The following is a 24,597-nucleotide window of genomic DNA, read 5'->3' as shown; positions in this document are numbered from 1 at the left end:
CCTGCTTTTTTAGGCACCTACATCACTCCAATCTATAATCTTTTTCAGATAAGGATCTGCACCATATTTACCTTCCAAATACTGTTTATCATACTTTGCGTCCTTACGAACAGATTCTCCCTTATCATTTTTAAATTCAACCAAAGAATATAATCCTGAATTCTGTCCCCTTCCCTTTGCCACAAACCAGATTTCGTCTCTCCTGAATACTTCGTTATTCATGGTAGACAGATCATGTGAAGTAAAAATTAACTGCCCGCCCTTCTTGTTTATACTCATATCTGTAAACAACTTAATTACATATTGAAGTAATACTGGATGAATCTTTGCGTCCAGCTCATCTATGACCAGCGTAGTTCCATAAATCAGACTTTTTGCAATAAACGGAAGTAACCCGAACAATTTTCTTGTACCACTGGATTCTTCCGACAATGTGATTTCTGCACTATACCCATCTACAGTATGCTTTGTAAAAACCTCAATGCGGTCATTATCCTTTTCTTCAATTCTAAAATCTTCGATATCCAAATCCATCTCTTTTATCATATTCAATATTAAATGTTTTATATCTTCGGACTTTGCTATCGCTGTTCTCAGTTCCTGATAGGGATTTCCGTAATTCAGAAAATCAATAGCATCTTCAAACCACTTCAATACATCGCTTACAACCTCATTTTTCTTGTAAGTAATCCCAAGATAAGAAATCAGCGGCAAGGTTGCTGAAAGATCCTCGCTTATCTTTAGTCTTCCAAAAATCCCTTTTAATTCTGTTGAATCTGTATCTCTTCTGAAAAGCGCCGAACGTCTTCCCGTATCCATTTTCACTCGGTCAAGACTTTCATAAACAACTTCATCCTCTTTCACATGAAGAATATAACGATACTCTGCTTTTGCTGTTCTAAAAAATAATTCAAATTCCGTAGGTTCTTCTTTCGCCTGTTCAGAAAACGCAAATGGTTCTACCGGGATTTTACGGGCTTTATAATCGCAATCAGCTTTATCACAAGTAGCGCAGAGCGGTCTTAACACCTTGGAATCCAATGTATGCAATGCTTCTAAAACATTAGATTTTCCGCCTCCATTTGGACCATAAATCGCAGAAATTGGCAAAAACAATTCCCCATCTATATCTTTAATAACTTTATTATCATGATCTCATATTTATATATTTATCGTTCTTTTCATGATAAAATGGGGCAGTCGGCTAATACCGATTTTTTCCGACTTTAAAGAAAAATAGAGATACCCTGCGGAAATGCCACCGTTTAGCACTGGCATATTCTGTGGGGTATCTCTAATCACCAACCCCCACTTCAAGTGGGGGTTTGAAAAACGCCCCCAAGGGCTCTGTTACTGCTCGCCTAAAAGGCGGGTGTCGCAAGCGTATATTACTTGCTGCCGCTAAAAAGCGGCTCCTTCACTTTCTTCTTTCCGGGATTCTTCTGACTGTTCCCGGATGTATTTCTTTATGGCATCCTCTGTTACATTTCCTACTGTTGCCACATAATACCCTCTTGCCCAAAATGCCTTATTCCACTTACTTTGTTGTTCCGGATGCCTGTCATATATCATCAGCGTACTCTTCCCCTTCAGGTATCCCATAAAATTTGAAATGCTTATCTTGGGCGGAATGCTCACGCACATATGCACATGATCGGCACACACTGCGCCTTCTATAATTTCTACTCCTTTGTATTTGCATAAGGTACTTAATATCTCCCGTACATCGTATTTCAACTGACCGAATAATTTCTTTTTTCGATATTTTGGTATGAATACAATATGATACTGGCATTTCCATCTCGTGTGTGATAAACTTTTACTGTCCATTTGGACCGCCTCCTATTCTTGAGATTGGCTTGCGACACCTTTCTCATTTTAACATAGGAGGCTTTTTTATAATATCCTCTTCGTCACAACCTACTCTATTCTCCCCAGCATAGCTGGGGGATTAGCGATTTCATTTATAGGGGGAAGTATTATTTTGGGACACACTAAATAAAGGTTCCTCTTCTATTAAAGAGCTATAAGCATCTTTGCAATGATTCCCGCACATAAAAATGGTCCGAATGCGATCCGCTCCCTTCGGCTAAGCTTCTTTCTAAGAAGCATCCAGATACAATAACCCCCGGCCAAGAAAACTGCCAGTGCGAATGCCTCAAGATTAGCTTCCCATCCCAGGAATATTCCGCTGGCAGCCATTAACTTAATGTCTCCGCCGCCGAAGCATCCCGGCACGATCCATGTAAGGACCAGAAGGGGAACGCTCACACAGAATATCCCGATCCCTCTGTCCGCAAGACTGATTGCAGGGAAAAACGGAATAGAGAAGATACCTGCCGCCGCTATTCCAAGGACGATCACATTGGGGATGCGCCTTGTATGGATATCTTTCCATGCGGCCGTGGCTAATAAGAGAAGAAACATATATTCAATCAATCTTTTCATAATCAATAAATGAAATATCCTATAATAACTTCTTATACATCTGAGAACTCATGCCATACAGCGTCCCTATTTTTTTCAAGTTTACTTACCTCTTGTATTAATCCATAACAATATTCATCATATTCTGGTTTTACAATTATCAGATCATCTTCATCACATTCATAAAACTTGAATGCATTTTTATAATATCTTACCAGTTTTTTCATATCTGACACTTCAAATTCTTCCGTTCTGTCTGCCGCAAACAAATATATGTATTTGCATCCTACACGCTTCGTTATATCTAATATTGTAGGTACTATTTGTTCCCAAAACAACCAAAACCCTAAAGGTATTCCCACTTTCTCAGGTATCTGATAGCTTTCATTTTTACAAAAATGTCTCAGTTCGATTGCCGATACACACTTTTCTACCTTCCAATTTTCAACTTGTCCTGTAGCCTTGGCTTCCATCTTTGATTCCACTCTTTTATCCGCTATCTCAAACAGAACGTCTACTCTTTCACCATATAAGGACAGACCTGCATCATAGTAATTCTCTCTTGCTTTCTCATTCCCCTCTTTTTTGGCTTCAATCAATATATCAACAAACTGTCTTTCATCCTCTGTCAATCTATATTTAAGATTTTCACCGATCAGCAAACCGCATTTAATAGAAAAAAACAAGGCAATTCTGCCGGATTTATCTTTAATCAAGTAAACTCTTGTTTCACCTTCAGTATCCTCAGCCCATGCCTTGTCTTCGCTTGTAATATATAATTCAAGTTGATTCCTGGCTTTTTTCGATACAAAGCTTTTAACCAACTCTTTGTTATAGGGAGTAGATGTTAGTACTTCACATTTGAATTCTCGAAAGTAATTCCGCTTTTCCGCCGTGTTAATAATACTCACCTCATCTCTATGTTAACGCTCTCTTGCAACAAGTTCTTTCGTTGCATCCACCTTCATTGCATCCAGAGAAAGTGCGACATCCCCATCTTCACCCGATGCAAGACCTGCCCTTGCCTTTTTCCATGAAAATTCCTCATGCGACAAGCTACTCAATTTCCAAGAAGAAAGCGATCCATATCTGTCAAGCACTCTTTTCAGCAACTTCTGAGTAGTTTCACTTACCCCTTCCACAGCCGATACAAAGAATGTCTCAAACTTATACTCTCTTCTGACTTCTTTCAATACAGGGCCATACTTCCAACCATAAAAAGTGCCGTCAAATAAAGGCTGATTATAGCACATGAGGGATTCTCTCTGTGAAAAATACATAAGCTTATGCATTTTCATTTCATCCATATATACACCAAATTGCATATAATACATATCATACAACGCTTTTGCTACACACATTGTCTTTTCCATATACATCCCTCCTCGTTTTATTCCCGCTTGCAGCGGATCTTTGATCGTAGTATTAATAATTTACCATTTCCAATATTATTTTACAACATTATACCCCAAAATGACACAGTAAATTTTGTTAAATGATTAGCAAAATGGTAACAGCTTAAACTATCGGCATAGGAATACCTAAGACAGCAGCAACAACTGCTCCTCCCGAAACTGCAGGTAATCCGGCATCCCCTTATCTTCCAGCATCCGCCACTTATCCTTCTGAAGAAACCAGCACAAATTCTGCATATCCTGCCGTTCTTCCCCGTCCCCTTCTTCGCCGCATGGATCCGTCTGCCCTGTCTCCGGGAACAGATAAAAATTCTTCTCAAAAGGCAGCTCCGCCTGTCCCGCAAGCCGCACCCTGATACAGTTCTCCCGCCGTTCTCCCCAGACAGGGATAAATTCATGCGCACGGAATCCGACATAAGCGGTCCCCTCCGGTATCTCTCTTTGAAGCGTAAGCTTCGCGCCCCAATCAAGCGCCTTCATCCTGTGGGCATCAAGCCGCTGGATCCTCGATATATTCTTACATCCGGTAAGGCGCGCCGCCTCCCTCTTGCCGGGATTGGCGAAGATCTCTTTCGTCTTCCCGGATGTGACCACCGCGCCTCTGTCCATGATGATCAATTCTTCACTGAACCGATAGATCTCATCTCTGTTGTGGGACACCAGGATCACAATTCCGCGATAATCCGAGAGCATTTCGATCAATTCCTGCTGCAGCCGGTCCTTAAGAAACATATCCATCGCGGAAAACGGCTCGTCTAATAAGATCACATCCGGTTCATAGGCCATGATCCGTGCGAGCGCCGCCCGCTGCTGCTGCCCTCCGGACAGTTCTCCCGGCAGGCGGTCCTTTAACCCCTCTAGTTGGAAGGTTCGGATCATCTCATCCACTCTCTTTTTCTTCGCCTGTTTCGATCCTTTTAACCCGGCCTCAATATTCTTCGCCACCGTCATGGTCGGGAATAATGCGTAATTCTGAAAAAGATAGCCCACCTTACGCTTCTGCGGCTTCACATTTATCTTTTCATCTGAATGATAGAAGGTATGCCCATTCACCGTGATTTCTCCCTGATCCGGCGTCTCGATCCCTGCGATGCTCTTTAGCGTCATGCTCTTCCCGCAGCCGGAAGCGCCAAGGATACCGATGCGTGAAGACTCGCTCTGAAATTCAACATCCAGACAGAAATCTCCTAATTTTTTCTTAATACGAACCGCAACCCCCATCTGATTTCCCTTTCTTTCGTCATTACTGCGCTGCATTGTCTACCACCGCTTCACCGTCTTCATCCTTTTTCCTAAGATCAGGTTCATCAGGATAATCACCGCAAGCGCAATGAGTATCACAGCCGCGACCCAGATTCCCGCCGTCGCGTAATCACCGTCCTGAATCACCATGGCGATCTTCTGGGATATCGTTCCCGTCTTCCCCGGAATATTTCCCGCCAGCATAGAAGTCGCCCCGTACTCTCCAAGAGCCCTTGCAAATGTCAGGATCGTGCCGGATGCGATCCCAGGCCCCGCACTTGGAATCACCACCGTCCAGAAGATCCGCATCTCGGACATTCCAAGCGTCCTTCCCGCATAGACAAGATTCACGTCGATCTGTTCAAACGCCGCCCTGGCATTCCGGTACATCAGAGGAAATGCGATCACCGTCGCCGCGATCACGCATCCAAGCCAGGTCTGCACTACCTTGATATCAAAATTCTCATAAAGCAAGATTCCAAGAGGTCTTCTCCTGCTGAATAAAAGCAAGAGGAAGAAACCTGCAACCGTCGGCGGAAGAACCATGGGAAGCGTCAGGATCCCGTCTATGACCGCCTTCTTCCCCGACGCCATTTTGACTGTTTTTCTTGCGGCATAGATTCCGAGAAAGAAAGATATAAAAGTCGCCGCCGCTCCTGTTTTCAAGGAGATCCACAGCGGACTCCAGTCCAGATCATTCATAATTTCCATTATCGCTTCCATATCATTACTCCCATCACATTCAATTACTCCCATCATATTCAAAATCCCGCCGCTGGCAGCGGCGCATCAGACATAGAATATGGAACTATTCTACATCCGTATCAAAATAATAAGAATCGAATATCTCCTTCGCCTCATCCGACAGGATAAACTTCATAAAATCATCCGCCGCTGCCTTCTGCGCAGCGTCCGCCTCATCATTCACCACCCGGGCAGCGGGATAGATCACATTCCCTGTCAGATCATAACTTACCGTCTCCAGAATCTTAAGCTGATCCTCATATCCGTAGATATCAGAATAATAAACGGTCCCGACCTCGCAGGAGGCTTCCGCCACCGCAGACAATACCTTGCTCACATTGTCCTGCTCGCTGATCTCTAATCCTCCCAGCGCTTCCGAGACCTGCTCTGCAGTAATCGCAGACACATCCTCAGCTTCCTCTAACACTCCCAGATTCACCAACGCCTGTCTGGTATACTTCCCGGCCGGAACGCTTCCTCCTGCCAGCGCGAAGCTCTCTGCCCGGTTTATGTCTTCAAGCCCGGTCACCTTCGTCCCGCTGTCCTTTAAGGTCACGACCACCACCTGATTGTTGAGCACATCGGCCCTCGTCCCTTCCTCCATAAGCCCGGCCGCCTCTAACTGGTCCATCTGCTTCGACGCCGCTGAGAAGAAAATATCGCACTCATACCCTTCCTGGATCTGAGTAAGCAGCGTACCGGAACTGTCCGCATTATACGTGATCTTCACCTCCGGGTGCTCTTCATTGTATTTCTCCGCCAACTCTGTCATAACCGCATTCAGGCTGGCTGCAATGAATACCTGGATCTCCGTCTCTTCCGCGTCGCCGCCTTCTGATCTCTCTTGCGGTTCTGCGCCGCCTTTCGCGGACGGTTCCTTCGACGCCTGATCCTTGGACAAACTGCCGCATCCCGTCAGCATAACTCCCATCAGGATTCCAATCAATAAATCGCTTACCGCTCTCTTAAACATCCGTATCCTCCTTTTTCGATTACTTTTTTCAAAGTAATCGCTGTCCATTGAAAAAGTCTGCTGCAAGCAAACTTTTCAAATCATATTTTCTCTATCTCCTCCCACAGTCCGAGGTATCTCCCATCAATATCTGGATTCCATGCTCCAGATGCGGCAATATGTATTCCAAGCTCTCCTGAACTGCCTTCCTGCTCCCCGGCAGATTCACGATCACAGTCTTGTTCCTGATCACGGATGCGCCCCTTCCGAGCATAGCCCTTCCGGTTATCGACAATGAATGCATACGGATCGCGTCCGCGATACCCGGCGCATTTCTCGTGGCGACTGCCATGGTAGCCTCCGGTGTCCGGTCACGCTCGGAGAACCCGGTTCCTCCCGTCGTAAGGATCAGGTTCACCTGCCTGCCGTCGGACAGCCGGGTCAGTTCCCTCTCTATCCTCGCCTGATCATCCGGGATGAGCAGCTTCTCCGCGACCCGGTATCCCGCCTTTTCAAGCATCTTACAGATCAGAGGCCCGCTCGTATCCTCCCTCTCTCCCTTGGCGCCCTTATCGCTCATGGTCACTACCGCCGCTGTATACCGCGTATCCTTATCTTCAAGCATCCGCATCTCGTCCCCTACGGAAATGCTTCCGCCGCGGATCACCTGGGCGAATACTCCCTGGGTCGGCATGATGCATTCTCCCATCTTCTGATAGATCTGGCAATGCGTATGGCATTCCTTCCCGATCTGCGTCATCTCCAGGATCACATCATTGCACTGGAATCTCGTTCCTACCGGAAGATTCCTGAAATCATATCCTTCCACCACCAGATTCTCCCCAAAGGCTCCGGGTTTCACCCCCGCTCCCTTCTGGTTAAATGCATCTATCTTCTCCGCTGACAGCAGGCTCACCTGCCTGTGCCAGTTACCGCCGTGGGCATCCCCCTTAATTCCGAATCCCACCTGAAAATCAGCGGTCCCCACATCCTTCTTCTGAATCCCGCGCCTTTCACTGGTGCAGACTGCTCTTACAACTCCCATCTTTATCCTCCTATCCCCGCCATCCGGCGTTTCTCCTGTATATCCTTCTTCGTCTCATCTCCAAATGCATGGCATCTGGGCTTATGATAGATCACATTTTTAAGCAACCTCTCTAACTCTTCATCCGTCATCCCGCTTCGCATCTCTTCTTTGAGATTCACCCGGCTCTCGAAGTTCAGGCAAGGCTTCAAGATCCCGTCAGCAGTCAGACGGATACGGTTACAGCTTTCGCAGAACTCATGGCTGACCGCGCTGATGAATCCGATCCGCCCCTTAAAATCCTCTATCTTGTAATAGCCCGCCGGGCCATTTCCAAGGATCTCATCTACTAATTCCATCGTTCCGAAACGATCTTCCAGAAGTTCCTTGATCTCGTCCTGCAGAATCCTTGCATACCCGGTTCCCATCCCGATCGGCATCATCTCAATAAAGCGGACCGTAATCGGATATTCCTTCGCAAGCGTCGCTATCTTCGCAAGCTCCTCTTCATTGCAGCCCTTCATGGGAATGCAATTGACCTTGACCGGAATCTTCGTCTGCGCAGCTGCATGAATCCCGCTCCACACCCTGCCGAAATCATCACACCTTGTAATCTGGTGAAATTTCTCAGGATCCAGGGTATCCAGGCTAACATTGATACCTGTGATCCCTGCCGCTTCCAGTTCAGGAAGATGCTCTTCCAGTAACGCCCCGTTCGTTGTCAGGGTGACGGATTCGATTCCCGGGATATTCCGAACCTTGCGGATGAACCCGCAGACCCCTTTGCGCACAAGCGGCTCCCCTCCGGTGACCTTTACCTTCCGTATCCCGGTCCCGGCGGCGATCCTTAAGAACCGCAGGATCTCTTCATAAGTCATGATCTCGCTGTGCTCCACGAACTCCACGCCCTTTGCCGGCATACAATACCTGCATCGGAAATTACAACGGTCCGTTACCGATATTCTCAGATAATCTATTTCTCTTTGATACTGATCTCTCATGACATCCCTTTTCCTCTCCGCTCTTATCTATACAGACTCCAGGAATACGTCGATTACGCCGCCGCAGACCATACCTTCTTCTTCGGCATCCTTCCCGGTCATATTGACCTGGCATAATTTCGTCTTTGGTTCCTGACTCCTAAGCATCCACAGCGCCTTTCGCAAGACCTCCGCCTCTGCGCAGCCGCCGCCTATGGTTCCCACACATCTTCCGTCCGGCAGTATCAGCATCTTCGTGCCGACCGCCCGAGGCGCGGAACCCCTGCGGGCTACGATCGTTGTCATTATCTTTCCCTCGTTCACCGAAGCATCCGCATTCTCCTTGCCCTCACCCTGCGGCGTCTCTAAGATTGCCCGAAGCATCTCTTTGGAATACCCGCCGCTTAGCTTCTTCCTGTTCTTTGCTTCTATGATCTGAGCAATAATGCAGACCGCGATCTCCTCCGGCGTCTCCGCTCCAATGTTAAGCCCGATCGGAGAATGTACGCGGTTCACCACATCCGTATCTCCTCCGGCTTCGATCACAAGCTCCTTCACCAGCGCCGCACGTCTCCGGCTCCCGATCATGCCGATATATGCATGCTGCTTTCTCACAATACTCTCCAGACACGCCTGATCATACCGATGCCCTCTCGTTACGATCACAAAGAAGGTATCTCTGTCTCCTTCTATCTTCTTAAGCCCTTCTGCAAATGATTCGCAGATCACCTGCGAAGCTCCTGCCCGCCTTGCGTTGTCTGCAAACATGGGGCGGTCCTCCAGCACCGTAACATGGAACCCTACCATCAATCCCATCCGAATGATAGGAATAGACACATGTCCGCCTCCGCAGATCACCAGCTTCTTCTCTCCTCCCAGCAATTCGCAGAACACCTTCTGACCGCCGACAGATACCAGGCCGTGATCCTGAATCTGTTCAATCTCTTCTCTGTGCTCTGTAAAATATCCTTCATCAGAGGATTCCCAGGCCAGCCTGCGGTCTATGACCAGCGCCTTCTCCCCCGCCGCCTGTCCTTCTACGACGGTCAGTGCAAGATTCTGACGGTTAGGATCCGCATTCTCTATCCTGTTATAAAATTCCATCATATTATGACCACCTTCATTCTTCTTCTCTCCTCTTTGCGCCTACTTGCCAAACCCGCAATTGGGGAATGTACAGACCGGACAGGACAGGCATAAGCCCCCTTCTCCAAGGATATCCAGGTCCTTCTTCTCTAATATCTCTCCCGCCATCACTCTCGGCAGCACCAGGTCGAAGATCGTCCGCTTCGCATACATGACGCAGCCCGGCAGTCCCATAACAGGAATATTCCCCTCATAGTACGCCAGAAGGAACATCGCCCCCGGCAGTACCGGCGCCCCGTATGTTACAACCTCTGCGCCGGAGTTACGGATCGCAAGCGGCGTCTTGTCGTCAGGGTCCACACTCATACCTCCGGTACAGATCACCATATCCGCGCCCTGTCCGATCAGCTTCTGAATACATGCCGTAATACGCTCGTGATTATCGTCGCTGACCTCATGACCGATAATCTCCGCGTCATATTCCGACAATTTTTCTGCGATCACCGGGGTAAATGTATCCTGTATCCTCCCGTGAAATACTTCATTGCCCGTGGTGACGATCCCCACCTTCTTCTTCTGAAACGGCAGGATCGTGAAGACCGGAGCATCACCGCCCGCCTCTTTCGCACGTTCCATCTTCTCCTTCTCGATCACCAGCGGAATGATCCTCGTTCCGGCGATCTTATCTCCCGCTTTCACCGGGAAATCCCCGTGGCGGCTGGCGATCATCATCTCACCCAGCGAATTGATCCGGTTAAGCTTCTCCCTGTCGATCTTGAGGACACCGCCGCACTCTGCGACCAGCTCAATCTTGCCCTCCTTGACCTCGGTCGGCCTCATATGGTCATTCTTGCAGATATCGTATAGAATCTGCGCCGCCTCATTCTCATGGAGCATGTTCTCGTTATTCTCCCAGATATAGATGTGATCCTTGCCTACGCTTAAGAGAACCGGAATGTCCTCTTCGCGGATCACGTGCCCCTTACGGAACACCGCGTCCTTGGTGACTCCCTTGATGATCTGTGTAATATCATGACATAATATCTGTCCTGCTGCATCTTCTGTCTTCATTAATTTCATCTGTGTCTTCTCCCCATTATCTTTTTTTGTTCGATTATTTTTTCAAAACAAATCGGTGTCCAAAAAAATATCTTCAAATAATTCCAGCGCCGCCTTCTCCACCTGTTCTTCATACCGTTCGAACTTATATAACAGCTTCTTGCCGCGCTCCGTTATATAAGCCGCGCCGCCGTTCTTCCCGCCGTGCCGCCGTTCAACGATCTTGTATCCAAGTTCTTCCTCCGCCGTGCGGATGATCGTCCATCCCTTACTGTAGGAGATCCCCATCTTCCCGCAGGCTTCTCTTACCGATTCCAGCCTGTCGATCTGCCGAAGCAACGTCACTGCCCCGGGCCCGAAGAAAGGTCTGTGATTCGCAAGCCTTACCTTCACCTGCGGCCGCATCAGCTTCTCATCATGAAGCTTAAGAATATGCTGATAATTCCCGGGTTCGTCCGCATCCACTATGACTCCTTCATCATCAACCGGCACCTCATACGCCGCAATTCCCAGGGAATCCAACGCACCCTTAAGCCCCCGATCTCCCTGATACTTAAGTATAGAAGGAATCAGCCCTGCATCAAAACGTACCGGATGCCCTCTTCTGCCGTTATACTTAGGGATCACGATCTCCCCCGGCTGCTCTAACAGACTTCTTAATGTCTGCTCCGTAAAAAAGGGAATGTCCACCGGACAGAAAAAAACCTGATCACAGCGGTTCTTCAAATACTCCAATCCCATTCTGGCAGAATCGAACAACTCCGAGCTCTCATAATTCTCCTTCTTCAAAAACGTGACGCCGAAGCGGTGCAGCGACTTCTCAACCTGCTTTGCCGAAGCACCCGTTATCACTGCAATATCCTTAATTCCGGCTCTCTGAAAATTAATGACGATCCTCTCGGCTAACGTCAAGTTCCCGATCTTCACGATCTGTCCGCCGTCATCCGTTCCAAGAGGCCTGTCCGCCGCTGCGATTACTGCACCTACATTCATATCTGTCTCTTCCTTCTGCAAAATATAGCTGCCATTACCTATGAGTGAATGGCCTGATACTTATACAAATGATTGTAACATATTTTATTATTGTAATAATAAATTATCACATTTTAACAAATATGTCAATAATATATATTTATAAAGTAAATAATTCAACACAATGCCTACACATCTTCCTTGAAGCCTTCCCCCACAACCTCATTAGATTCCATAATGATCGTAAATGCCTTCGGATCGATCTGCCTCACCAGCTTCTTGATCGTATACATCTGCTTATTATTGCATGCACACATCACTACATCCTTGTGCTGCTTGGAATAGCTCCCCATTCCCTTCAGGATCGTAGACCCTCTTCCCGAATATTCGTCGATGCATTCCGCAACCTGCGAGCCATGCTCCGTCACGATCAGCGTCATCTTGCCCTCATCGATTCCATACAGGATCCGGTCCATCACGATCGCCATCAGATAAGTCACGATCACACCATAGATGAATCCGTCAATGTCCTTGAACACAAGCACGCTTCCCAGCACGATCGTCGACACATCCAGGATAAAAGTAATGATTCCAAGCGTGATATGAGGCTTCACCTTCTTAATCGACATGCTGATAAAGTCCTGTCCTCCCGTAGATGAACCGCGCATGAATACGACCGCATAGCCCGCGCCGCTCAATATCCCCATACAAAGCGCGGCAAGCAGCCGGTTTCCGTCATACACCGGAAACATCGGCGCAACGTAATCCATAAATACCGAAGATATGATCATCGTCTTGATGGATTTAAGGAAAAACGTCCTGCCAAGGAACTTATAACAGAAGATGGAAACCGGCACATTCAAGAGAAGCGTCCCCGCACCGACCGGAAGCCCGCACAGATGGTAGAGAACGATCGCAATTCCCGAGAACCCTGCCACCGGAAAATTCGCATTCAGCGCAAAATTATAGATCCCTACGGCGATCAGCATGCTCGCCGCAATGTCGACCAGAATATCTATCCCTAATTCTTTCCATTTAATACTCTTCATCACAGTTACCTCCCGCTTCACAACTAATAGCTCAATGATAAAAGAGCAGCTGCAAACTATAAAAGTATAATTCGCAGCTGCTCTTCTGATTATTAGTATATCCAGTAATTATCTCTTTGTCAAGACATCCCTTTCCTGACAATCCTGTCTCCGTACTTCTCCCGCACCTTTGCAAGCGCCTGGTTAAGCTTCTCCCGCTTCGGATCCGGCTGAAACTGCGGGTCAAACAGGCTTAGCTGCTCCGGTTCGTCCTCCTGGACAAGCTTCGAGCTTCGGATACCCAGAAGACGGACAGGCGTGCCGTCCCATAATTCCCGGAACAATACTTTCGCTTCCTCATAGATATCCTGATCCTGGTTCGTTGCCCTGCCAAGCTGCCTCTGATGGGACACGCTCTCGAAAGTATGGTACTTGATCTCCACACTCAGCATCTTCGCCTTCTGTCCTGCCCTTCGAAGCCTTCTGCCGACGCTGGCGGCAAGAACTCGCAACACCTCTTTCGCCTCTTCTTCAGAGACCGCATCCTGAGATAAAGTTGTAGAATTCCCGATCCCTTTCGCCTCCGCCGGCTCAGCCTCAACCACGTCGCTTCCGATACCATTGGCGAATTCCCACAGTTTCCTGCCGTGGCTCTTCAGATGCAGTTCTATAAGCTTCGGATCCATACGCGCCAGATCTCCGATGGTATGGATATCAAGCTTCTGCAGTATCTCTACACTGGAATGCCCCGCCATATAGAGTTCAGATACAGGCAGCGGCCACATTTTCACCTGTATTTCTTCGGGAAATAATGTATGTACCTTGTTAGGCTTCTCGAAATCCGACGCCATCTTCGCCAGAAGCTTATTGCTCGAGATCCCTACATTGACCGTATATCCATATCTTCGGCAGACTTCATTCTTAATCTCCATCGCACCGTCGACCGGCGAACTGTAACGCTTCACGAATTCAGTGACGTCCACATAACATTCGTCCACACTTACCTGCTCAATGCTGGCCGTATATTCTTCCTGACCTCTTGCCGTACCCACCCGGGTATATTCCCTCAGGAAATCCATAAGCCTGTCGCTGTACTGCCTGTACAGCTTGTGATCCGGCGGCTCCATCACAAGTCCCGGGCACTTGCGGAAGGCATTCACGACAGGCTCCCCTGTACGGATGCCGTACTTCTTCGCCGGGATCGACTTCGCAAGCACGACACCGTGCCGTGACTTCTGATCTCCTCCGATAATGGACGGAATCTGTCTTAAGTCTCTCTTCGCACCGTTTTTCAGTTGTTCCGCCGCCGTCCAGCTAAGGTAAGCAGAATTCACATCTATATGAAATATGACTGACACACTTTCCGCCTCCTGACACAAATTTGTTCCAATCATAACACAGATCCGGCTCGTTTGCACTACACAGCTGTGATTCGCTGATACATCAACGGCGCAGTATACACTGCGCCGCCATCCTCTTATACGACCGCTTCTATCAGCAGCTTGCCGTCTAATTTAATCTGCCGCATCCCGGTCTTCTTGCTCTGATTAAAATTAAAACTGAGCATGTATCCCTTTTTCAGATGATAATATTCCAGATATTCCGCCAGTTGCGCTTCACCGCGCCGGTTGTATTCCTGTCCATGCCAGATCTTGAGCTCGACAATACTTTGAATGCCTTTGTAATCAATAATGATATCCGTCCGCTTCATATTACGTGTTCTGGCCTCGATATAGTAATTCCCGCTTCCGTTGATGATCGGTTTTAAGAACATCAGGAATATTCTTCTTCCGTTCTCCTCGATAAATCTGTCGTCTGCATTTGCATAGATCTCTTCAAAATATTCACAGAATTTCTGCATTACCAGCTCCATATGGAGGATGCCGTCTTTGACGAACTGATTCTTCTCCATATCGGCAACTGTAAAGATCCTGCTGTCTGTCTCATTTTCAGAGCTCAGAAGATTATATAGTTTCATCTCGAAAATTCTGTTAGAGACGCTGACCATTCCCTGTTTTTCGGCCAGAAACCCGAACATCTTCCCTATATTGACCTTGTGGTTTTCGATCTCGTAGGCATATTTTTTCCCCTGAAACAGAATGCTATGGATCATCTCTTTTAGTTCAGGATATTCTGCAAGCTTCTTACTCATATCGTCAAATAATGCATTGGGCGCTTTCAACAGTTCCCGGACCGCACCTTGGAACCCCTACCGGCTCCACCCTTCCCGACCGTTCTGCGCCATAATCTGGCACAGCCTGGATACCAGGAATGGATAGCCGGACGTATATTCATATAAGATACTGCTCATCCAGGCAATATCGATCCCCATATTCCAGTCATTTTCATAATCCCTGATCATCGAGGCAATCTCGTCCGGAGAAAAATTGATATCCAGATCAAAGTCAGCCGCGACATTCCATGGGCTGTTGTATTTGGGTTCCGCACCCGGATGGAGCTTGAGTTTCAGATTCTTTATATCGTATACACCGGCAAGTATCACCGATCTGAAAGTCTGATCCTTCCCCTTCATCTGCTCCAGATATTTTTCTCTGAGGAGCCCCAGGAAGGACAGGAAGATCTGATTGTCCGAACTCTTGTCTACTTCATCGATCATCAGAATGACATCCCGGCCGCAGCTCATGCAAAGTTCTGTGATCCTCTGTCCCAGATCATCAAAAGGGAACTCCTGTGATATGGGCTGCTGCCAGTCATTGAGTATAGACCCCTCTATCCCCTGCGCCTTCAAGATCCGCGCAGTCTTACGAATGAATCCCGCGGCCAGTGTATAGAGCGAAACGAATAGTTCGTCTGCGGATTCAAAACTTAAGCTTAACACAATATAGTCATTTTTCAACTGCTCTTCTAAGAGATATAACGTCGTCGTTTTCCCGCATTGTCTTGGACGGTCTATTGTAAAATACTTTCCGGGCGACACATAACGGGCAATAATCTGCTCAATCACCGCCGATGTATCTGCCATGTAATTGAGCTTTGGAATACACACTCCCGCCGTATTAAAACATTTCATAAGATACACCTTTCTTTTACACTGTTGATGACTCATCCGCTTCCTGAGTATAATTATATTCCAGCTATCGTTTTTTTACAAGTGCATCTCCCTCTGGAATCGTTTCCCGAAAAAGTATTATTATTTTACACCCGTACAGGCTGTAAGCTTCCCGTCCGCAACATCGATCAGAATCGTATCCTGTGCACCCACGTCGCCCTTAAGCATCAGCCGCGCGGCAAGGGTCTCCACATTCTTCTGCAGATACCGCTTCAGAGGTCTTGCTCCGTAGGTCGGGTCATAACCGCCCTCCACCACATAATTCTTCGCCTCTTCCGTAAGCGCGATCGAGATCTCCCGGTCTGCCAGCCGCCTGTTCACATCCGCCACCAGTAAGTCAATAATGCCGTAAATATTTCCTTTCGTCAGCGGCTTGAACAGGATCATCTCATCCAGACGGTTCAGGAATTCCGGTCTGAAATGCGCCCGCAGATCATCCATCACAAGCTTCTGACTCTCTTCGCTGATATTGCCCTGCTCGTCAATTCCGTCTAACAGATAGGATGAACCGATATTCGAGGTCATGATCAGAATCGTATTCTTGAAATCCACCGTGCGTCCCTGGGAATCTGTGATCCGCCCGTCATCCAACACCTGCAGAAGGACATTGAACACATCCGGGTGGGCCTTCTCCACCTCGTCAAAGAGCACCACCGAATAAGGCTTCCTGCGGACTGCTTCCGTCAGTTGTCCGCCTTCATCATATCCCACATATCCCGGAGGCGCTCCGATCAGCCTGGATACCGAATATTTCTCCATATACTCGCTCATATCGATACGGACCATGTTGCTCTCATCATCAAACAGATTCTCAGCAAGCGCTTTTGCAAGCTCCGTCTTCCCCACGCCCGTAGGACCAAGGAACAGGAAGGAACCGATCGGCTTGGTCGGATCCTTGATCCCCGCCTTGGAGCGGATGATGGCTTCCGTTACCAATTCTACTCCTTCGTCCTGGCCGATCACACGCTTATGAAGCTCCTCCGCCAGATGAAGGGTCTTGCTCCGCTCACTCTCGTTGAGCTTCGTAACCGGAATACCAGTCCAACGCGACACGATCTTGCCGATCTCATCATCCGTCACGCTCTCATGCACCAGAGACTTGTCTTCATCCTTCACCTTCGCTTCCTGCTCTTCTAACTGCTTCAAAAGCTGCGGCAGCCTTCCGTACTGCAGCTCCGCTGCTCTGTTCAGGTCGTAAGACTGCTGGGCCTTCTCAATATCCTTATTCACCTGCTCGATCTCTTCCCGGATCTTCTGCACACGCTCCACATCGACTTTCTCATTGTCCCACTGCGCCTTCTTTCCGGCAAATTCTTCCCTGTACTCTGCCAACTCCTGCTGCAGATGTTCCAGACGTTCTCTGCTTAAACGGTCGTCCTCCTTCTTAAGCGCCGCCTCCTCGATCTCCATCTGCATGATCCTCCTCTGCAGCTCATCCAATTCCGCCGGCATAGAATCAAGCTCCGTCTTAATCAGCGCACACGCCTCGTCCACCAGATCGATCGCCTTATCCGGCAAAAAACGATCTGAAATGTAACGCTGTGACAGTGTGGCAGCCGCAACCAGCGCGCTGTCCGTAATCTTCACGCCATGAAAGACCTCATATCGCTCCTTCAATCCCCGTAATATAGAGATTGCGTCTTCCACCGTCGGCTCCTCTACCATAACCGGCTGGAAACGGCGCTCTAAGGCCGCGTCCTTCTCAATATACTGACGGTATTCATCCAGCGTCGTCGCACCGATACAGTGAAGCTCTCCTCTTGCGAGCATAGGCTTCAGCATATTGCCCGCATCCATGGCCCCGTCTGTCTTGCCTGCGCCTACGATCGTATGAAGCTCGTCGATAAAGAGAATGATCCTCCCGTCGCTGTTCTTCACATCCTCAAGCACTGCTTTCAGACGCTCCTCGAATTCTCCGCGGTATTTGGCTCCTGCCACCAGGGCGCCCATATCCAATGAAAATATGGTCTTATCCTTAAGACCTTCCGGCACGTCGCCACGGACGATCCTCTGCGCCAGACCTTCCACGACCGCCGTCTTGCCGACGCCCGGCTCCCCTATGAGGACCGGATTATTCTTCGTCTTCCTGGAAAGGATCCGAATCACATTGCGGATCTCCGAGTCACGCCCGATCACAGGGTCTAACTTCTGCTCCCGCGCCCGCTCTACAAGATCTGAGCCGTATTTATTAAGCGTATCGTAGGTGTCTTCCGGATTGTCGCTGGTCACACGCTGATTGCCTCTGACCGTAGACAAGGCTTTGAGAAAATCATCCCTCTTGATCCCCATTTCCCGGAAGATCGTCTTAAGCTCCTTATTCGGATGCTTCATCAGAGACAGGAACAGATGCTCTACCGATACATACTCGTCTCCCATCTGCTTCGCCTCGTCCTCCGCATGGATCAGCGCCTTGTTAAGATCCTGGCCCACAAACTGCTGCCCGCCCTGCACCTTCGTGCGCTTGCGCAATGCTTCCTCTGTACGGTTCACGATAATGTCCTTGTCAATCCCCATCTTCTCCATAAGCTTCAGGATCAGGCTGTCGTCCTGGGTAAGAAGCGCATACAGAAGATGCTCCTGCTCGATCTCCTGATTGCCGTATTCCATTGCTGTACGCTCACAGTCCTGGACTGCCTGGATAGACTTCTGCGTAAATTTATTTATATTCATAGTTACAGCCTCCTTTTAAAAATGCTGAATAGGTAGTTGTTCTATTTACGATATAACAATAACGCATTTTATTAGCCAAGTCAATGGGTGAGTGCTGAAATTGTATGAAAATTTTGTTAAGTCTTTTTAGGCGCAGCAAATCAGCCCACCAATACTCCGTTATTTATGTGGTGGGCGCTTGTAAAATGATTATTCGTTATTTTTCATTCTCATCATCTTTATTTTTTTCATTCTTAATCAATCCACGATAAAACAGCATGGCACAAACTGCTGATATCGTACCTGTCGCTGTCTGGTCTAAGTGAATGTTATGCATATTGCAAAATATACTGATAATCATTAAAGTAATCAATACCACTGCTGCTACAGCAGCCCCTTTTAATAAATGCTTCATAGCTTCCTGCTTCCTTTCCAACAATAAATTCATTTACCATGGAGGTAGTATACCAAAGAAAACGGCAATTTTTTCAAAACAGTCATAAAATGCCCTAATTCATGAATAAGTGCGTTTTTCTTTTCACAAAACACTCGCTTATTCGTCATTTTTGCAAGAGGACGGTTGATATAAAGAATGGTATAAAGTATAATTAGGAAGGTGTTAGTCAATAACTGTGTTGGTAACTCTGTTTGGCGGTTTATGCAATCACTTGAACCTCTATATTTATGAATATTTTGGGTTTACCAACATCTATATATAGTGCTATAAATGTTACCAACACACTTGTTGACTAACACCATTAGGAAAGTAAATATCGTAAGAAGGAATATATTGAAATGCTGCTTTCTTTTTTTCGGCTTTCCCTTGCTATTCGCAATGTATGGCCCCAACATATGAACATCAAAGCGTTTAGTGTGCTTTATATACTGCTGTTGGCTGCCGGAATGCCTGTAACGCTCTTCGCCTGTGTTCCATACGGTCTGTTCGGTATTCTGGCGGCGGTATGTATTTATGGATTGGTTACCTGCCGGGACACCGCACCACAGAATGTTTTTATGGGCATGACCGGATGTGTGCTTGCCGTTATGACAGAGAATTTGTTGTCAATTTTTCTTTATACACTGATTCCCTCACCTTTATCAAATCAGTGGTATTTTTCTTTCGGCGTCAGTTTGATTTATATTTTTCTGTTTTATTGGATCACGCTGCTTTTCGGCAAGCTGCTGAAAAAGATATTCCTATCTGGCAAGGGCATTTTGCGCCTTTCGCAGACATGGTATGTGATAGACGCTGCATTACTGCTCCTTATAACCATCTATCTGTTTGATAATTTGATTCCAGGCCAGAACGGTTCTATCGGCAGAATGATCTACAATAACGTCTTACACATTTCAGGGTATCTGCTTGTGATGTGTTTTTTACTTCTGTCTATGCGCCGCTCCTATCTGGAACAGATACAGGCCGAAGCAAAGCAGAAAGCCCTGCAGGACTTACAGAGCTACACTCAGAATTTAGAAGCTATGTATAACGGCCTGCGTTCCTTTAAGCATGATTATGTTAATATTCTGCTCTCTCTTTCCGGTTATATTGAAGATGGTGATATGGATAGATTAAAATTCTTTTTTGAAAGCAAAATCTTCCCAACGAAGAATCTGATTACGAAGGGAGATTATAAGCTAAACCAGCTTAGCAACATCGGTGTATTAGAAATCAAAAGCCTGCTCTCCGTAAAAATGATTTACGCCCATGAATTGGGGATCGATATCACCATTGATATTCCCGGCAAAGTGGAAAGTTTTCTGATAGACACGGTAGACCTTGCCAGAATACTGGGAATCTTTTTAGACAATGCAATTGAAGCCGCATTGGAGACAGAACAGCCGCAAATAGGCTTAAATATTATTCAAGATAAAGCCGGCGTATCAATCATCATAAGCAACAGTTTTCGGGATAACGGTGTAATGCTGCATAACTTAAAGCGAAAAGGCTTTAGCACAAAAGCCGGGCATCAAGGAATCGGGCTTTGGAACGCCCAGAAAATCATCAGTTCTTATGACAATGTGCTATTGGAAACGACAATGAAATGCAGCTATTTCATACAACATATAGAACTTACTGACAAAAAGGAATAACATCATATTCAGAGAGGAGCTATCTCCCCCCTCTTTCATGAGGGGAATCAGGGGGCTCATAAACAAACTCTCTCTATCACACAGCTATGCGGCTTATCCTTATTATCTCTGGCATAATTGATCCCTATCAGCAGGATTTCTCCAACATATCCGTCAAGCGCCTGAATATACTGTCTGTCCTTAATCTGCTGTATAGCTGCATTTGCAGTTTTGTCATACTTCAGTTCTATCACAAGCGCAGGCTTATTGACTTGCGAAAGCGGCAGAAATACCACATCCGCGAAGCCCCGCCCGGAAGGTAATTCCCTGATGAGCCTGTAGTCTCTCCTCGCGCTGTAATATGCAAGCCCAATTGCACAGCTAAGGGAATTCTCATCATTATAAGTTAATATAGACGCCGCTTCCATATGTGCTTTGTCAAGCCCTAAGGCAACGCTTTCCTCATTCCCGTTCAAAGTATCCGAAAGAAGCTGTTCTGACGCCCTAAGAATACGCATAATCTCCGACCAGCCGCTTACACTCATGGCATTCTCAAATTCTCCGATAATCTCCTTATTCGGAATGAACGCCTCCCCTGTCTCTGGTTCATACCCCAGGTAGCCAAGGTGGATCAGCAACGTAAGGACATCATCCTTCGTCTTAAAATTACGCATATCATTCTGGAAACTCAGAGTATTCACTTTCACCCGCTCCCCGCCGAGCATCTGCACAATATCCATCCTAAGCCCGTCAAAATCCATATCCATATAAATCTTCAGCGCCTCATAAGTCTCCGTAGAAGTCCAGTAATTAGAGAAAATGCGATTCCTCATTGCCGCTACGACCGATCTTGGATTATAGATATGTTTAAACTTTCTAAGACGGTATCCGTCGTACCAATTACTGACCGCGTCAAAGTCCATATTATACCGGCCGCACAGACCTTTTACTTCATCTTCTGTAAAACCGGTATATTCTTCAAAGACAAACTGCTCCGTCATAGAATATTCCCAGAACATATTCAGTGCAGAATGCTGCCCGTACTTCTTCACAGGAAGAATCCCTGTCATATACGCAAGCGCAACATAAGGCTGGTCTTTCAGAAGATTCCTCAGGAAATCAAGGTATCGCTTCTGCAGCGTCTCAGATTCCTGCCGTTCCCGCATCACACAATCCCACTCATCTATCAGAAAGACAAACCGGCTGTCTGTCTTTACATAGATCCGCTCAAGAGCCTCCGCTAAAACAGTTATCCGTTTGGGGATCAGATCGCCGTATTCCTCCCTGAGTTCTTCTATGACAGCTTCTTCGATATATTCTGTCACCTGCCGGTTCTTCGCCCTAATCACAAATTGCTGCATATTCAAGAGAATCACATCATATTGATTCAGATGTTCCCGAAACGTCCCGTTATCTTCTATCTTAAGTCCTTTGAACAGATCGGAAGAATCACACCCCCGGCTGTAATAAGCAGCCAGCATCTTAAGCGCCATCGATTTGCCGAAACGCCTGGGCCTGCTGACGCATACATATTTATCCTCCGTATTAAGAAATCTATTCGTGCATGCGATCAGATTCGACTTGTCCACATAGATCTCAGAATGAACGGATTCCCAAAAACCTTTATTCCCCGGATTCAGATAAATCCCCATAAACCACACCACACTTTCCACAGAACTTAAGAACTCGCCTTTTTATTTAGTTTACCATTGGCGTATGCGGTAACGCAAGGTCTACTTATTCTCCTCCCGCAGAAGCTTCGGTTCCACCTTACTGATATGCGTCTCCAATGTATTCCGATCCACCAGCGCAGGCACAACTCCCTGTCTGGATACACAAAAACCCGCGGCATACGTCGCTATTCGGATCGCGTTATCCATTGAAAATCCTTCGCTCATATAGGATGCAAAAGCAGAGATGAACGCATCCGCCCCGCCCGTCGCGTCAATCGAGACAAAATCCGCCGCCGGATAATACTTCGCAGTATCATCCGTCTTCAGATAACATCCATCCTCCCCAAGTGTAATAATAACCGCTTCTATCCCTTTTTTCAGAAAATATTCTGCCTGCTCCTCCACCGAACTTAAACCGGGACACAATGTAGCCGCCTCCTTGCGATTGGGGATAAAGATATCGGTAAGCTTAAGAAGTTCGTCTGGAATCATCTTTAAAGCCGCAGGCTTCAGAATATTCTTCACACCGTATTCTTTCGCCGTCCTGGCCGCTTCGATGACCGTCTCAACAGGGATTTCCGTCGCAAGAAGACAGAACCCGGCATTCTTGAACAGATACTGCCGCTTGCGGATCCCTGCTGCCGACAGATTCCCATTCGCCCCCGACAGAATCGTTACTGCACTCTCGCCGCCTTTCTCAATATAGATATAAGCCTTCCCGGTCTGTGCGTTCAGATCTCTGTGCACGCCCTGCGTCGTTACATTCTCCCGCTCTAACGTATCAAAGAGAAACGCCGCGTCTGCATCATTGCCGATCTCACCGATCAGAGAAACTTCCCTGTTAAGCTTCGCCGCGCCTACCGCCTGGTTAGCCCCCTTCCCGCCTGCCGCAGTAGCAGAATTCAAGATCGTTGTAGTCCTTCCCGACTGCGGAAGCCAGTCTACATTGAATGTGACATCAAGATTGATACTGCCGACAACCACGATTTTTCTGACGCGCATAAATGACGGCGGCTCCAGGCTGTCCTCATTGTCAAAAACGTACGGCGCCGCAAATAAATATTCCGGGTCATGCTCCCTCTTCTCACATTTATCGATCAACTCCCTGCATATATAACTGCCGAATTCACAATACGGAATCTTAACGCTTGAAATATGAGGAAAGGAAATCCCTTCTCTGACATCGTCCTTCAAACTTACCAGCGACAGATCCGACGGAATATAATAATGCAGCCGTTCCATCTGCTCGTACAATATCAGCGACGACGCAAAATGAGAACTGACAATCCCCGATATCCCGTAATTGATTATTTTAGAGAAATATTCCCTGTCCGAAATATATAACTCCATCTTCTCACTGTATGGTATCTGATTCTCATAGAGACACTTCTTGAAGCCTTCTAACACAAGGGCGGAACGCTGACTCTTCTCTTTGAGCAAACAGGCAAGTCTCGTGTGCTTGTAATCCAACAGCTTTTGAGTCAGTATGTAGCCCATCCGTGCAAAATCTATAAGAAAAGAACACTCTGTATAGCCGTTAATATAATAGACCGAAATGTTCTGCTCCGTAAAATAGCGTTCATACTGCATACTCTGTTCAGATACCGGCTCCCATATGATCCCGTCTGCATTATTCTTACACAGAGACGTAATATGCTTAAGTTCCATCTCCATGTCGTTCCCGCTGTCATACAGCAAAATGCTGTACCCGCTCTCCTGTGCCGCATGCAGGATACCGTTCAGCATCAGGTTCGTCTGAGAACCGCTTCTTAACAGCACCCCAATCTGAAAGCTTTTTGCAGTAGATATGTTTTTCACGTTACCATATGGCGTATAATTATAATCTTTTACAATTTTCAATACACGGCTGCGGGTTTCTGGATTGATATTCTGATCTTTGTTATTAATGATCTTGGAAACTGTAGATATGGAAACACCGGCCAGATTCGCAATCTCTTTAATTGTCATAAGTTTTTCCTCGTCTTATGTTTTATGTAACCATTATGTATGATAATCCATATTTTGTCAACGTCCAAAAGCGTCAAGCTGTATAATATGCACAAGAAAATGCTATAAGAAAAAATTTTTATTATATATTTTTCAAAATATATGTTGACATCCGTAAAAATGTAATGTAGTATATACGCATAAGAAAACTGTTTAGGAAAATATTTTCCTAAACAATATGCCAATTCATACTTTTAAC

22 protein-coding genes are annotated in these 24,597 nt (G+C 46.9%); 1 reads left to right on the top strand and 21 read right to left on the bottom strand.

What is annotated here, in order from left to right; all coding sequences use genetic code 11:
* Window positions 1-9: 9 nt before the first annotated feature.
* From VSQ62_RS05535 to VSQ62_RS05445, 19 genes are all read right to left on the bottom strand, one after another.
* Window positions 10-1,110 (bottom strand): AAA family ATPase, encoded by a 1,101-nt coding sequence (locus tag VSQ62_RS05535; protein WP_334633654.1) that lies wholly within the window; start codon window positions 1,108-1,110, stop codon window positions 10-12.
* Window positions 1,111-1,401: 291 nt separating this feature from the next.
* Window positions 1,402-1,830: an IS200/IS605 family transposase gene (gene tnpA / locus VSQ62_RS05530; protein WP_286145363.1), complete on the bottom strand. Its 429-nt coding sequence runs from the start codon at window positions 1,828-1,830 to the stop codon at window positions 1,402-1,404.
* A 186-nt stretch (window positions 1,831-2,016) separates the two neighbouring features.
* Complete coding sequence (locus VSQ62_RS05525) at window positions 2,017-2,448, bottom strand: prepilin peptidase (protein ID WP_334637578.1); 432 nt, start codon at window positions 2,446-2,448, stop codon at window positions 2,017-2,019.
* A gap of 32 nt (window positions 2,449-2,480) precedes the next feature.
* Entirely contained in the window at window positions 2,481-3,338 is an 858-nt protein-coding gene (locus tag VSQ62_RS05520) for a hypothetical protein (RefSeq protein WP_334633653.1), read from the bottom strand.
* Window positions 3,339-3,350: 12 nt separating this feature from the next.
* Window positions 3,351-3,806 (bottom strand): Panacea domain-containing protein, encoded by a 456-nt coding sequence (locus VSQ62_RS05515; protein WP_334633652.1) that lies wholly within the window; start codon window positions 3,804-3,806, stop codon window positions 3,351-3,353.
* A gap of 162 nt (window positions 3,807-3,968) precedes the next feature.
* Complete coding sequence (locus VSQ62_RS05510; protein WP_334637577.1) at window positions 3,969-5,063, bottom strand: sulfate/molybdate ABC transporter ATP-binding protein; 1,095 nt, start codon at window positions 5,061-5,063, stop codon at window positions 3,969-3,971.
* A 39-nt stretch (window positions 5,064-5,102) separates the two neighbouring features.
* Window positions 5,103-5,807, bottom strand: coding sequence for a molybdate ABC transporter permease subunit (gene modB, locus VSQ62_RS05505; RefSeq protein WP_334633650.1), 705 nt, complete (start codon window positions 5,805-5,807; stop codon window positions 5,103-5,105).
* Window positions 5,808-5,892: 85 nt separating this feature from the next.
* A complete protein-coding gene (gene modA, locus VSQ62_RS05500) occupies window positions 5,893-6,801 on the bottom strand; it encodes a molybdate ABC transporter substrate-binding protein (RefSeq protein WP_334633649.1) in 909 nt (302 codons plus the stop codon).
* Between the two features lie 91 nt (window positions 6,802-6,892).
* The gene (locus tag VSQ62_RS05495; protein ID WP_334633648.1) at window positions 6,893-7,825 is read right to left on the bottom strand and encodes a molybdopterin-binding protein; all 933 of its coding nucleotides are present in this window, start codon (window positions 7,823-7,825) and stop codon (window positions 6,893-6,895) included.
* Between the two features lie 2 nt (window positions 7,826-7,827).
* Window positions 7,828-8,805, bottom strand: a complete 978-nt coding sequence (gene moaA, locus VSQ62_RS05490; RefSeq protein ID WP_334633646.1) for a GTP 3',8-cyclase MoaA — start codon at window positions 8,803-8,805, stop codon at window positions 7,828-7,830.
* Window positions 8,806-8,832: 27 nt separating this feature from the next.
* The gene (locus tag VSQ62_RS05485) at window positions 8,833-9,891 is read right to left on the bottom strand and encodes an XdhC family protein (protein WP_334633645.1); all 1,059 of its coding nucleotides are present in this window, start codon (window positions 9,889-9,891) and stop codon (window positions 8,833-8,835) included.
* Between the two features lie 39 nt (window positions 9,892-9,930).
* Complete coding sequence (locus VSQ62_RS05480) at window positions 9,931-10,950, bottom strand: molybdopterin-binding protein (RefSeq protein WP_334633642.1); 1,020 nt, start codon at window positions 10,948-10,950, stop codon at window positions 9,931-9,933.
* A gap of 42 nt (window positions 10,951-10,992) precedes the next feature.
* Window positions 10,993-11,922, bottom strand: coding sequence for an NTP transferase domain-containing protein (locus VSQ62_RS05475; protein ID WP_334633640.1), 930 nt, complete (start codon window positions 11,920-11,922; stop codon window positions 10,993-10,995).
* 167 nt (window positions 11,923-12,089) lie between these two features.
* Window positions 12,090-12,950: a YitT family protein gene (locus tag VSQ62_RS05470; protein WP_334633638.1), complete on the bottom strand. Its 861-nt coding sequence runs from the start codon at window positions 12,948-12,950 to the stop codon at window positions 12,090-12,092.
* 119 nt (window positions 12,951-13,069) lie between these two features.
* A complete protein-coding gene (locus VSQ62_RS05465) occupies window positions 13,070-14,323 on the bottom strand; it encodes a Y-family DNA polymerase (RefSeq protein ID WP_502957712.1) in 1,254 nt (417 codons plus the stop codon).
* A gap of 83 nt (window positions 14,324-14,406) precedes the next feature.
* Window positions 14,407-15,111: a GxxExxY protein gene (locus VSQ62_RS05460; RefSeq protein ID WP_334633636.1), complete on the bottom strand. Its 705-nt coding sequence runs from the start codon at window positions 15,109-15,111 to the stop codon at window positions 14,407-14,409.
* A 27-nt stretch (window positions 15,112-15,138) separates the two neighbouring features.
* Window positions 15,139-15,960: an AAA-like domain-containing protein gene (locus VSQ62_RS05455; RefSeq protein ID WP_334633635.1), complete on the bottom strand. Its 822-nt coding sequence runs from the start codon at window positions 15,958-15,960 to the stop codon at window positions 15,139-15,141.
* Between the two features lie 120 nt (window positions 15,961-16,080).
* The gene (clpB, locus tag VSQ62_RS05450; RefSeq protein WP_334633634.1) at window positions 16,081-18,669 is read right to left on the bottom strand and encodes an ATP-dependent chaperone ClpB; all 2,589 of its coding nucleotides are present in this window, start codon (window positions 18,667-18,669) and stop codon (window positions 16,081-16,083) included.
* A 196-nt stretch (window positions 18,670-18,865) separates the two neighbouring features.
* Entirely contained in the window at window positions 18,866-19,063 is a 198-nt protein-coding gene (locus VSQ62_RS05445; protein WP_334633633.1) for a hypothetical protein, read from the bottom strand.
* A gap of 458 nt (window positions 19,064-19,521) precedes the next feature.
* Here VSQ62_RS05445 and VSQ62_RS05440 point away from each other — a divergent pair, with 458 nt between their 5' ends.
* Window positions 19,522-20,739 carry a sensor histidine kinase gene (locus tag VSQ62_RS05440; protein ID WP_334633632.1) on the top strand — a complete coding sequence of 406 codons (1,218 nt, stop codon included), beginning with the start codon at window positions 19,522-19,524 and terminating at the stop codon, window positions 20,737-20,739.
* Window positions 20,740-20,795: 56 nt separating this feature from the next.
* Here VSQ62_RS05440 and VSQ62_RS05435 read toward each other — a convergent pair whose 3' ends face one another.
* Both VSQ62_RS05435 and VSQ62_RS05430 read right to left on the bottom strand, forming a co-directional pair.
* The gene (locus VSQ62_RS05435) at window positions 20,796-22,370 is read right to left on the bottom strand and encodes an AAA family ATPase (RefSeq protein ID WP_334637576.1); all 1,575 of its coding nucleotides are present in this window, start codon (window positions 22,368-22,370) and stop codon (window positions 20,796-20,798) included.
* Between the two features lie 81 nt (window positions 22,371-22,451).
* On the bottom strand, window positions 22,452-24,359 hold the full coding sequence (locus VSQ62_RS05430; protein WP_334633631.1) for a PfkB family carbohydrate kinase: 1,908 nt from the start codon (window positions 24,357-24,359) through the stop codon (window positions 22,452-22,454).
* Between the last annotated feature and the right edge of the window lie 238 nt (window positions 24,360-24,597).

Source organism: Sporofaciens sp. JLR.KK001 (assembly GCF_036941055.1).
GTDB lineage: Bacteria > Bacillota > Clostridia > Lachnospirales > Lachnospiraceae > Sporofaciens.
This window is presented reverse-complemented; position numbering and strand designations above follow the sequence as displayed.